The 12,018-nt window shown below is 27.0% G+C and carries 12 protein-coding genes and 1 pseudogene; all 13 read right to left on the bottom strand.

The features are described 5' to 3' along the window. Positions 1 to 463: glycosyltransferase family 4 protein (locus J7G74_RS08170; protein WP_297133964.1), on the bottom strand; the 463-nt coding region annotated here is incomplete at its 3' end. 307 nt (positions 464 to 770) lie between these two features. After that, complete coding sequence (locus tag J7G74_RS08165; RefSeq protein WP_297133962.1) at positions 771 to 1,514, bottom strand: WecB/TagA/CpsF family glycosyltransferase; 744 nt, start codon at positions 1,512 to 1,514, stop codon at positions 771 to 773. Between the two features lie 74 nt (positions 1,515 to 1,588). Next, positions 1,589 to 2,281: a hypothetical protein gene (locus tag J7G74_RS08160; protein WP_297133959.1), complete on the bottom strand. Its 693-nt coding sequence runs from the start codon at positions 2,279 to 2,281 to the stop codon at positions 1,589 to 1,591. A 38-nt stretch (positions 2,282 to 2,319) separates the two neighbouring features. After that, positions 2,320 to 2,856, bottom strand: coding sequence for an O-antigen ligase family protein (locus J7G74_RS08155; protein WP_297133957.1), 537 nt, complete (start codon positions 2,854 to 2,856; stop codon positions 2,320 to 2,322). 245 nt (positions 2,857 to 3,101) lie between these two features. Then, positions 3,102 to 3,299: pseudogene (locus tag J7G74_RS16925) on the bottom strand (IS982 family transposase); the annotation flags it as partial. 135 nt (positions 3,300 to 3,434) lie between these two features. Continuing rightward, positions 3,435 to 5,123, bottom strand: coding sequence for a GH25 family lysozyme (locus tag J7G74_RS08145; protein ID WP_297133955.1), 1,689 nt, complete (start codon positions 5,121 to 5,123; stop codon positions 3,435 to 3,437). Positions 5,124 to 5,411: 288 nt separating this feature from the next. After that, entirely contained in the window at positions 5,412 to 6,104 is a 693-nt protein-coding gene (locus tag J7G74_RS08140) for a sugar phosphate nucleotidyltransferase (RefSeq protein ID WP_297133952.1), read from the bottom strand. A gap of 17 nt (positions 6,105 to 6,121) precedes the next feature. After that, positions 6,122 to 7,075: a DMT family transporter gene (locus tag J7G74_RS08135; protein ID WP_297133949.1), complete on the bottom strand. Its 954-nt coding sequence runs from the start codon at positions 7,073 to 7,075 to the stop codon at positions 6,122 to 6,124. A 17-nt stretch (positions 7,076 to 7,092) separates the two neighbouring features. Further along, positions 7,093 to 8,931 carry a phosphocholine cytidylyltransferase/choline kinase family protein gene (locus J7G74_RS08130; RefSeq protein ID WP_297133947.1) on the bottom strand — a complete coding sequence of 613 codons (1,839 nt, stop codon included), beginning with the start codon at positions 8,929 to 8,931 and terminating at the stop codon, positions 7,093 to 7,095. A 228-nt stretch (positions 8,932 to 9,159) separates the two neighbouring features. Further along, the gene (gene galE, locus J7G74_RS08125) at positions 9,160 to 10,203 is read right to left on the bottom strand and encodes a UDP-glucose 4-epimerase GalE (RefSeq protein WP_297133944.1); all 1,044 of its coding nucleotides are present in this window, start codon (positions 10,201 to 10,203) and stop codon (positions 9,160 to 9,162) included. A 42-nt stretch (positions 10,204 to 10,245) separates the two neighbouring features. Then, the gene (locus J7G74_RS08120; RefSeq protein ID WP_297133942.1) at positions 10,246 to 10,875 is read right to left on the bottom strand and encodes a DedA family protein; all 630 of its coding nucleotides are present in this window, start codon (positions 10,873 to 10,875) and stop codon (positions 10,246 to 10,248) included. Positions 10,876 to 11,125: 250 nt separating this feature from the next. After that, positions 11,126 to 11,383 carry a Mor transcription activator family protein gene (locus tag J7G74_RS08115; RefSeq protein WP_297133939.1) on the bottom strand — a complete coding sequence of 86 codons (258 nt, stop codon included), beginning with the start codon at positions 11,381 to 11,383 and terminating at the stop codon, positions 11,126 to 11,128. Between the two features lie 24 nt (positions 11,384 to 11,407). Next, positions 11,408 to 12,018, bottom strand: a 611-nt coding sequence (locus J7G74_RS08110; RefSeq protein ID WP_297133936.1) for an ATP-binding protein, incomplete at its 5' end; no start/stop codon positions are given.

The raw sequence follows: 12,018 nt of genomic DNA, 5'->3' as shown, positions 1-12,018 counted from the left end.
TTTCTACATCTAATATTTCTTTTAATAATTTTTTCATTAGATTATTTAAGCAAATTATCTTGTCTGCACTTTTAAATATTTCCTTAACTATTTTTCTTTTTTTATCATCACATCTGTCAAAATAAAATGCTTCAAGGTCTGATGCATGGAAATGCAGGATAACTTTTTTATCAAACAATTTACATATCTTTACAAACAGTCCTTTTCTATATATACTGGCATCAAGCGCTGCATGTATATGAACTATATCAATTTTATTAAATAATAGCATATATACTAGTTTCACTAGCGAACTTATCATTATAACTAATTTTTTAACCTTATTACCATCTACAGCTGTAGATATATATTTTAACTCTACTAAATCTATAAGTTTTTTAGATTTTATGTAGTTTTTCATTACGATGGACATACCTCCTTGTACACCTAGTGGTCCTATCATTAATATATTTTTTTTCCCCATATCGCGTCTCCTATATTAAGTAATTGTAATTGTGATTGTAATTATAGCCACATTTCCATACCATAATTGATACATAGTTTTTTACTTAGTAACAAAAATTATATAACTATGTTAAATCTATCTAAATCATTTTATCATAACATTATTATTAATTCAAACTATATAAAAGTATTATGTATCACTTTTATATTCATAATATGTTTTCAATTTTATTTATTTTATATTTTTAAATATAAAACTAGCTCCCTCTTACAATAAAGCATTTTATGGGTATAAAGCACTTATTATTAAGGGAGCATATTATTTATTATCGTTTTAATTCTTTTATTATTAAACCTAAAAATTTAATATCTTCTATAAAGTATCTTCTAAACATCCTCTTTGGTTCTTGTAAAAATCTATAAAACCATTCCAATCCACTTTTTTGCATCCATAAAGGTGCCCTTTTAACACTTCCAGCAACAAAATCAAATGATGCTCCAATACCTAAAGATACTGGCACATTAATTTTATCTTTATTATTGTAAATCCACTTTTCTTGCTTAGGTGCTCCTACACCAACAAACAATATATCAGGTTTTGCATTTTGTAACATTTCAATTATTTTATTATTTTCTTTTTCATCTTTTTCAAATCCAAACTTAGGAGAATATGTTCCCACAACATCAAGCCCAGGATATTTACTTATCAATTCATCTGCAGCCCTTTTAGCTACACCTTCTCTAGCACCAAGTAAAAATACCTTATAACCCTTTTGCGATGCACGTTCACATAATAAGGGAAATAGATCAGATCCTGACACTTTTTCACTCAATCCTTTTTTTAATAGTTTAGATGCCCATACAACAGGTATTCCATCTGCTAATACTAAATCAGCCTCTTTATAAATTCTCATAAACTCTGGATCTTTTTGTACCTTTACAATATGATCAACATTAGGAGTTACCACATATGCATTTTTATTTTCTATTACCAACCTATCTATTACGTCTATACTTTCATACATTGTTACATTATCTATGCCAATATTAAATAATTCTATTCTATACATATTTTTCTCCTAATTTCATTTTTATTTTATACACCTATAATCATATAATAATTTATTAAATTAAATATTTTTAATTAACTTACTACTTTATCCTCTTTACAAATAAATCCTAATAAACACATATTTAAAAATGTTATAGACATTGCTTCTGTAAATACATGTCCTCCTAAAATACTATAAACTAGTAAAATCACCATAGATATTATATATAGATTACATCTCTTGTTACTAGGTCTTTTCATTATAATTTTCGAAACTAAACCATACGTCATAACTAATCCATAAATTCCATAGTTAAAGAATATATCAAAAAAATCCATTTCAATAGTCTTTAATGTAGTCCCTTCAATTCCTAAATAACTTGCTATTTCAGACCTAGCTCCAAAAGGTCCTAATCCAACTACTAATCTTCTTAAGCTGAAATTTTGGCCAAATCCTTCAATAGCTGCATTTAAATATGTATCTCTTGCACTCAATAAATAATTTATTATATTGTTTCCCCTAGTTTGTATAAAAAATAATTGCCTGTTAACTATGTCCCTCAAACTATCCGAGAAAAAAATAAACATTATAAATACAATAAGTACTAAAGCACCTAAAACATATATTAGATTCTTTTTAGCTGTTTTTTTATCTAATTCCATAAAACTATATAATATAATTATCAAAAGTGATAACACATACACAGACTTTGCTCCTAGTAAAAATAATACAACTATCATGCCTAATAACGATACAATATTTAAAATATTTTTCTTGTATTTCATAAACTTGTCATATATAAATAAAAAAATAATTAAACATACTATACTATACTTAATCCATTTAATGAATAAAATGTGCCTTTAAAACCTACTGTATCTCCCATTCCTGCTGTAGCTTCATAACTACTAGAACCAACATTAAAGATACTTGCTAATAATAAACTTATAAGTAAAATCACTCCATTATTTATTATTGATTTATATATAATTTCTTCTCTTATTTTATTTTCTTTAGCTAGTATTCTAAATAACGATAATGTAACTATAAAGTACATAGTTATAAAAATATCTTTTATATCATATATAAGTTCTCTCATTCCTTGTGATTCAGAAAAAAATGATATAAAACTTGTCATTAAAAATGGTATTGAAACAAGAGATAGTATAATAATACTTTTTTTGCTATATTTAAAAATATATAATAAAAAAATTGTCATTATAATAGTTCTAAAAAACATTCCAAAACTTATTGATGTATATCCAATTGTAGAGATCATCAATCCATTTATTGCATCTATCAATACTGTTATTGATAAAATATAATAAAGTATTCTTTCTTCTTTACTAATAAAATTCATACTACCTCCGGTCTTTATTGCTATAATCTTTTACTTTTCCTAGTTTTATAAATATATTTGTTAATCTTCAATTATTCTGTTCTCATAAATATTTTGTCTTTTATCGTATAATTATTAAAAACATCAAACTTCATTTTACCATACTTATTTTAACCTTACTAATCATAATCTCCAATCAATTGAGAAAATCTAGTTTCTATTTTTCTTTTATTATAAGAGTATTAAATATAATCTCCTATTTATTTGATGACTGCATGTAAATTTATTTCAGTTCTCTTAAACCTAATTCTACTACTCAGTCTATGAAATAACAGCGTATATTCTCTTTTTAATAAGCTATAAAATGCTTTTTCTGAATCCATTGTTAAAAGTTCACCAACTATACTAATAGTTATTATTTCACTATCATAAAGTTTACTATCACCTACATTACGCCTAATCTTTCCATATAATAATTGCTAAACTCCAACATGATAGTATCCTCCTTTCAATTTATTATTTTTAATCTTAGGATACTATATTTGTTGGAGTTTTTTTATTGTAAAAAATTAACTAGAACAATTAGTTATATTTAATATTTACTTAATTGGTGTAGCAACTCCATTTGAATCTATTTTCCATCCATCAATAGTTGTATTTGTTGCCATCTCTCCATTGGCTTTCATATAGTACCATATGTTATTTAATCTCAACCAGCCTGTATACATTACTCCACCTTCACTAAAGTAGAACCATTTTCCATCTATTTTTTCCCAACCAGTTGACATTTCTCCATTAGTTTTTAAATAGTACCATATATTATTTAATCTCAACCAGCCTGTATACATTACTCCACCTTCATTAAAGTAGAACCATTTTCCATCTATTTTTTCCCAACCAATTGACATTTCTCCATTGATTTTTAAATAGTACCATATGTTATTTAATCTCAACCACCCTGTTTGCATTACTCCTGATTTATTAAAGTAATACCATTTTCCACCTATCTGATTCCAATCCACAGCCTTATGACCATTATCTTTTACGAAGTAGGTATTATTATTTTTCTTTACCCAACCTGTTCCTTCACCATTATATTTATTAAACTTTAAAGTTGAATAGTTTAAGTCTACATCTGAGTTTATACCATTTACTTTACCATTTTCAGTATATTGCCATATAATATATGGCTTTTCAAACGTACATTCAGATCTATACTGAGCTATCCACAAGTTATTATCACACAATACTTCATCTGAAAAATATCTACTACTAAAATCATAATTAGTATATAAACCTGTCTCATAACCATTATATTCTATAGTACTCATAAACGAATTAGCAATTTGACTACCAAGTTCTTTTGTAACTGTTATTTCATATTTTTCTTTCACATAATCTACACTATCATATTCATAATCAAAAAATACAGGATAAGAAATATTATTCTTATACGGTGATATTACATCTAAACACTTTTGTGCTTCTAACTTAGCTCTTTCAGGGCTATAAGCATAACTAAACCAGTAAACACCTACTTTAAGACCTGCGTTAGTAGCTCCTTTCATATTTTCATAAAACATAGGATCCACATCAGAAATACCATATCCAGCTCTAATTATAACATAGTCTATACCGTCAGCCTTTACTTTATTCCAATCAATTTTACCATTCCATTTACTTACGTCAATACCTTTTTCAAATGGAATAAGATTAATATCAGCTGATGATACATACCCTAACTTCCCATTATAATTAATTTTATACCAATCCTTAGCCCTACTAATTATCTCGATAGTTTCACCATTTTTTAAACTCCCTAATTTATTAGATGATGTAGAAGGTTTTTGTCTAACATCTAAAGTGCTTGCTTTAACTGTTCCCATGCCTATAAGATCATCATTCATAGCAACCCTTGCATTCATATTATAATTAGGTATTTTTCCAGAAGGTGATCCACCCATACTATAACCTTTATTTTCTCCTGGGTCAGGCTCTCCTTCTATATTTGATTCTTCTTTGTTTTGCTTTTCTTCTGTACTTGATTGTTTATCTACATCAAGTCCTTCTGTATTTTCTTCTATACTATGTTGTTCTCCTAAGTTAGACTCTTCTGCTGTATTTGATTGTTCTTCTATACTTGATTGGACATCTACATCAAGCCCCTCTGAACCCTCTCCTTCTACTAAAATAGTATTATCTTCTGCATAAGTGAAAGTAACAATACCCTGTGATGCTATTATAAGGCACAATAATAGTGCAAAAAAAGATTTAATTCTTAAATTCATAAATTCCCCCATTTACTTTTTATCGTTTTGTTAACTAATTAATAAGATTTTTTATTTTTCATTAAATAATTAAAAAACTATGATAAGTCATGATTATAAAAAAGATATTAATCAACTTTATGTTCTGATATGTATATTTGTAGATATTTTTATGATAACTATAGTATCAATTAATTGTACCATATTTTTACATATTACATCAATATAATAAAAAAGAGCATATAAAAATACATGCTCTTCCTATTTATAAACTGTTATACTTTTTAATCCTATATACATTCATAATTATTACTTATATTCATTGCATATAGCATTTTCTACAAATTTTAAGTCTTCTAAAGAATCTATCTCATAAGAATCATCACTTTCTATTTTACGTATGTATACATCTAAATTAGAAATATTAGACTTTACTATATCATCCCAATATAATTCATGAAACTTATTAGAGTTCACTACTTCTTCTAGTTTTCTTACAATCTTTTCTCCATCAGATTTACTCCAGTAAGATATTCCCGATAGAATATATCCTTCATCATCCCCTACTTCAATTTCTTTCACTTTGTTACTTTCATCATAGTGTAAAATCCACTCATTTTTAAAATTAGTCTTATATCCACTAAAATAAGTAGAATTATTTATATTTTCATCTATAAAGTTTCGATTTAAATATACATCTGCATCAATTACATAAGTATCGCTTAAATACTCTCTTACCAAATACATGGTATATATATTATTGTACTTATCATACTTATCATTATGAACAAGCCTCACATTGTATTTTTCTTTTAAGTATTCAAATTTTTCTTTTAAATATCCTGTAACAACTATTATTTCATCAATACCCTTTTCTTTTAGAAACTCTATTTGTCTTTCTAGCATAGGTTGTCCATTTACACTTATTAAAGACTTTGGTGTTGTTAAAGTTAGGGGGCGTAATCTAGTCCCCATTCCCGCTGCTAAAAGTATTGCCCTCATTATATCTCTCCTTCAAATTAATTTTTAGAAACTAAAACTGATCCTATAATTATAACTAAACTGCATATAATCAGTTTTAAAGTAATTGGATTTCCTAATAAAATAACATCAAATATTATAGCCCAAATTGAGTATGTTATATTTAAAGCAGTTGCTTTTACCGGTCCCGCAGTATCTATAGAAGTATAATAACACATATAAGATACAGTTCCAACTAAAGCTATGATACATATAAAAATTGATACCTTTGATGTAAAAACTATACTTGTTACTTCTAAACCACCTACTAAAGGAATTATTATTATACCATAAAATAATGCTGATACTAACTGTCTTATTTGAAGAGCTTGAGCAGGATTTACTTCATCATCCTTCATACCATAGGCACAAATAACACTTTCTAAAGACCATCCTAAAACACATCCTAATGCTAAAGCAAAGCCTAATACATAGTTACCATTTGATATTTTGTCAGGAGAATATCCTAAAACTATTACTGACGATATGCTTAAACAAAGTCCTACAACTCCTCTTTTGCTTAATTTATCCTTTAAAAATAAATATGCCCAAAAAGCACCTACAGCTGGATATATAGAAGAAATACTAGCTGTGTATCCTGCCCCTATATACTTTATAGCTAACAGATAACATGCCATTCCTATAGGCCCACCAAATATAGATGCAATACATATAAATTTACCACTTCTCGTTTTTAATGCCTTTATAACTGCTTCAAGTTGTTTTGTGAAAATCATATATATAAACATCCACATGCTTGAAAAAACATCATGTAAAAATGCACTTATAAATGGCGCTAAAAAAATTGCTTCTTTAGTATCTATCATAGGAGACATTCCTAAAACAATTCCTGTTAATACAGTATCTAATCCCCAAAATACACCTGATGTTACACCTGTAAATATACCTCTATTCTGGATAGACCTATATTCTAATCTACTATAATCTTCCACTTTTACTCCCCCATATTCTAATTAATTATTTTATCTAAATTTAATTTTGCTCTATTATATCTATTTTCTCCATAAGTACCGAAGTCATCACCTTGAGCTTCCTTAATATTAGTCCAAATACTCCATAGAAAATCTTGACATATTTTAAATATTAATATTTTCGTCTTATACTTTTCCTCAGTTTTTCCATTGAAGTATGTATCTAAGAATAATTCTTCATCTTCTTCTGAAAAATTACATTCTAATATATGTGCAGCCAAATCCCACATAGGGTCATTCATTCCCGAATATTCCCAATCTATTAAATATAATCTTTCACCATCTTTAACAAAATTCTCTGGAACTGTATCATTGTGACAAGGTCTTAACTCTATTCCTAAGTCATTTAAAATATTTTTTAAATTTAAAACCTTCTCTTTAACAACTATATAGTCATCATAATTCTTTCCATTATTTTTATTTAGTAGAATTTCATATTCCTCTATTAATTCAAAAACATCAAATCTATTATTAAATTCAATATCTGAATTATGCAATTTTTTTAATATATCTGTCACAAGCAACATATTATCTTCTCTTTTAGCCGTTTTAGGATTTATAGTTTCTGCATTATTTATAAATTTCGATAACTTTATTCCACTTATCTCATTAAAGTGTAATATATCTGTATCTATTCCTAATCTATTTGCCAACAAACTATTATGCCTTTCATTAGTTCTACTTATCATTTCCTCAGTTCCATTACCTGGAATCCTTAATATGTAATCTACTTTATTCAAAGTTACTTTAAAGTTTTTATTTGTCATACCACCTACAGCAGTAATTTTTTCTATTTCATTTTTATTAATATTTAATTCATTGCATAATATATTTTTTAATGTATTAATTTTAACTTCTTCTTCTTTACGTTTTAACTTAGGATAAATATATTTAATTGTTCTATTATAATGTTCCTCATTATCTATTTCACTCCAAACTAATCCGTCTGGCTTTATATATCCTATCTTATAATCTCGTCCAATATCCACTAATGCATATTCATAATTAAGATATGGGTTTTTGTTATATTTAAATAGTTCTAACATCTTATTGAACACATCATATGAGATTTTACTTAAACCAATCATCTCTCCATCTATCTTATTAAATTGATGAATATCTTTAGACATTTTATAAACATATCCATCCCTGATTTCAACTAAAGCCTCATCTCCAGAACCACTTTCACTGGTAATTAACATACAATCTCTATTATGATTATTTGATAACTCTGTTATGGCCCTTTCTTCAAATACCATATCATTTTCTATTAGTAAAAAATCATCATCAATATATTTTTTTGCTAATGATAAAGAATGCATAGTTCCTGTCCATTTGTATCTATCATTTTTCACTAAGAAAATAGATTTATTATTTTTATACTCATCAAAGAATTCACTTTTATACCCCGTTACTATAACTATCTTTTCTATACCATTGTTATTTAATATATTAATAACCCTATCAATAATTTTTCCATCTTCTAAACTTAAAAATGATACTGGTTTACCAAATATCTTCTTTTCACCAGCTGCTAATATAACAGCTTGTTTAACTTTTCTAAATTCGTCATTATTTATTGATATTTTATCTAATTTTGAAGCCTTCACATATTCTTCTAATTTAGATATTCCTTTTTCACTTAAGCTATAACTATATTTACTATCTTTAATTTGAATATTGATTAAACCTTCGTTACTCATATTCTTTATTAGGTTATTTACACTCCCTATAGAAATATTTAACTTTTCGCTCATTTGTCTTTGAGATGCATTTAAATTTTCATATATGTACTTTAATATTTTATACTCTTTCATATTCCCCTCTTTTACCTTTCATTTTTTGAACAATATAATTATGGCATATTTTTCAATTTCATTCAATATAAAGAGTAATTATAAATAAAAAATTCGCTTCGCTCATATCGCCAACGACTTCGTCCGTTGCTCAAAATTATCAGTTGGTATTATAAATTATCCTCAATTCAGATAATTTATAATACCTTAAATATAAAAAAGATCAAGGAATATCCTTGACCTTTTATACTATTCAGCACTTACCACTACTTCTTCTACAACTTCTTTATATCCATTAGTATTATTACTCTGCCATCTCCAAGCATCATTACACATATCTTCTATATTATACTTAGCACTCCAACCAAGCTCCTCATTAGCTTTTTTAGGATCTGCATAGCACATAGCCACATCTCCTGGTCTTCTATCGACTATTTTATATTTTACATCTTTGCCACAAGCTTTGCTAAAAGCTTTCACCATATCAAGAACACTGTAGCCATTGCCTGTTCCTAAATTATATGTAACTATTCCTGGTAAATCATCAAGCTTGTCTAAAGCTTTTAGATGGCCTTGAGCTAAATCAACTACATGAATATAATCTCTTACACCTGTACCATCATGAGTATCATAATCATCTCCAAATACACTTAACTCTTTTAATTTCCCTACTGCTACTTGTGAAACATAAGGCATTAAGTTATTTGGTATATCATTAGGGTCTTCTCCCATTAGTCCACTTTCATGTGCTCCTACAGGATTGAAATATCTAAGAATTGCAACATTAAAAGTAGGATCAGCCTTAGCTATATCTCTTAACATATCTTCTATCATTAACTTAGTTGCACCATATGGGTTAGTTGTTGATAGTGGGAAATCCTCTGTAATAGGACAAGTGTGCGGATCTCCATAAACTGTTGCAGACGAACTAAATACAAATTTATTTACATTATATTTCTTCATTAAATTTAAAACAGTTAATGTATTTACTATATTGTTAGTGTAGTACATTAATGGTTTTGCAACAGATTCTCCCACTGCTTTATGAGCTGCAAAATGAATTACTGAATCTATATTGTTTTCTTTAAAAACTACTTCTAGTTTTTCTTCATCAGTTGTATCAACTTCATAAAATTTAAAATCTTTTTTTGTTATTTCTCTTATTCTATCAAGAACTATAGGACAACTATTTGAAAAATTATCTACTATAATTACATCTTTATTATCATTTAATAGTTCAACTACTGTGTGACTTCCTATATATCCTGCTCCTCCAGTTACTAAAACTGCCATATCTTCATCTCCCATCATCTCTTATGTAATTTTATTTTAAAACTATTTATAAATAATTTTATCTTCCTCTTCTACATTTTTACTTTTATTTTTTCTAATTATTAAATAAACTACAGCTACTGATACTAATAATACTGCCACAACTTTTGAATAAGTTCCTAATATATAAGTAATCTTATCCATATTATCACCTATTATATATCCAATTAATATTAATAGAATATTCCATATGGATATACCTATTGTTGAATAAAACACAAATGACATTATATTCATCCTAGTAACTCCTGCTACTATAGATATAAAAGTTCTAGCAATAGGTACAAGTCTAGATAACATTACAGATATATTTTCATACTTTTCCATAAACCTATAAGATTCTTTTATTGCTCTTTGAGTTTTAGGATATTTGCTTTTCAAAGCATAAATTAAAGGATTACCAAACTTATATCCTAGATAATAATTGGTTAAAGAGCCTACTATCCCTCCAAGTATCGATACTAATATGACTAAGATTACATTCATATTGTATTCAGTCGATAATATTCCAGCAAGAGGTAAAACTATCTCACTAGGTAAAGGTAAGTTTGCATATTCCAGTGCTACTATTATGAATATGCTTATAAGCCCATAGTTTAAAATAAATTCTTCTATTATAAATCCAATTTCCATAATTCATATACCTTTGTCTATATTTTTTTATATGTATTTATTACCTATTAATATATTATATATCTATTTAGGTTTCAGTTAAAGTTATAAAATTCGCTTCGCTCATGTCGCCAACGACTTCGTCCGTTGCTTAGAATTCGCTTTTGATTATAAAATATAACATATTAATTAATAAATAAATTTATAAAATATTCTACATGCTATTTTACAGTATTTTATACTATTTTTTTGTTGTAATTTGTCGATTACATTATATTTTATTATTTTTCACTATATGATAAATATGATTAGCACTTATACCATAAATATTAGCAAGCTCTCTTATATTATACCCATCATATTTACTCAGAATTTCTCTGTTTCTAGCCTGTCTTATAATACTTTTGTAAATAGGTATATAAACAGCATATCCACCATAAATCTTACTCACATCTAAAAATTTATCCATACCTATTATATCTACCATACTTAACATATCATCTGGAATATCTTCTCTTCTAACCTCCATAAAAACCTCCTCAAAATTTTATCCCTATCCATAAATCCTATAGTTTAACTTGCTCCCCTTAAGCTCAATACTATAATCAGCACACATCTCCATTATTCTACTTCCTATAGCTTCATCAATTTTAAGTAAATCAGACATGAGTATTTCTGTACTAATAATCATAGGCAAATTATTAAAATATCTATGATTTACTATTTCGAAAAAAATATTAAGATCACTGGAAGTTATATTCCCCTTAAAAAGATCATCCACCAGCAACACCTTACAATTTTTATATGTACTCATGAGTTTATCATAATTTTCCATATTCATAATATTTTGCTTAATCTTCATAACCGTCTCTCTGTATCCCATATATATTACACCAACACTATTTTTCATAAGTTCGTTGGCAATGGCGAATGAAAGATGAGACTTCCCACCACCTACACTTCCCATTAGAATAATGCTATTTTTTCTAGTGGATTTAATACTATTAAAATTTTTCGTATATTCAATTGATTTAGTGTAAGCATTTAAAACTTGTATATTTCTACTAAAATCAAAATTATGAAAAGTCTTCTTGGCAAACTCTTCACTTATACCACTTTTTCTAAACATCATTTCTGCTCTTCTTATTTCTTTACAAGTACAAG

This window comes from Terrisporobacter sp. (genome assembly GCF_017888745.1).
Lineage (GTDB): Bacteria > Bacillota > Clostridia > Peptostreptococcales > Peptostreptococcaceae > Terrisporobacter.
This window is presented reverse-complemented; position numbering and strand designations above follow the sequence as displayed.

What these genes read in the sequence shown, in the direction of transcription:
- J7G74_RS08165 (WP_297133962.1), bottom strand. Translation starts at nt 1,514, where the DNA reads ATGTATAGAATAGAATTATTTAATATTGGCATAGATAATGTAACAATG.
- J7G74_RS08160 (WP_297133959.1), bottom strand. Translation starts at nt 2,281, where the DNA reads ATGAAATACAAGAAAAATATTTTAAATATTGTATCGTTATTAGGCATG.
- J7G74_RS08155 (WP_297133957.1), bottom strand. Translation starts at nt 2,856, where the DNA reads ATGAATTTTATTAGTAAAGAAGAAAGAATACTTTATTATATTTTATCA.
- J7G74_RS08145 (WP_297133955.1), bottom strand. Translation starts at nt 5,123, where the DNA reads ATGAATTTAAGAATTAAATCTTTTTTTGCACTATTATTGTGCCTTATA.
- J7G74_RS08140 (WP_297133952.1), bottom strand. Translation starts at nt 6,104, where the DNA reads ATGAGGGCAATACTTTTAGCAGCGGGAATGGGGACTAGATTACGCCCC.
- J7G74_RS08130 (WP_297133947.1), bottom strand. Translation starts at nt 8,931, where the DNA reads ATGAAAGAGTATAAAATATTAAAGTACATATATGAAAATTTAAATGCA.
- galE (WP_297133944.1), bottom strand. Translation starts at nt 10,203, where the DNA reads ATGGCAGTTTTAGTAACTGGAGGAGCAGGATATATAGGAAGTCACACA.
- J7G74_RS08120 (WP_297133942.1), bottom strand. Translation starts at nt 10,875, where the DNA reads ATGGAAATTGGATTTATAATAGAAGAATTTATTTTAAACTATGGGCTT.
- J7G74_RS08115 (WP_297133939.1), bottom strand. Translation starts at nt 11,383, where the DNA reads ATGGAGGTTAGAAGAGAAGATATTCCAGATGATATGTTAAGTATGGTA.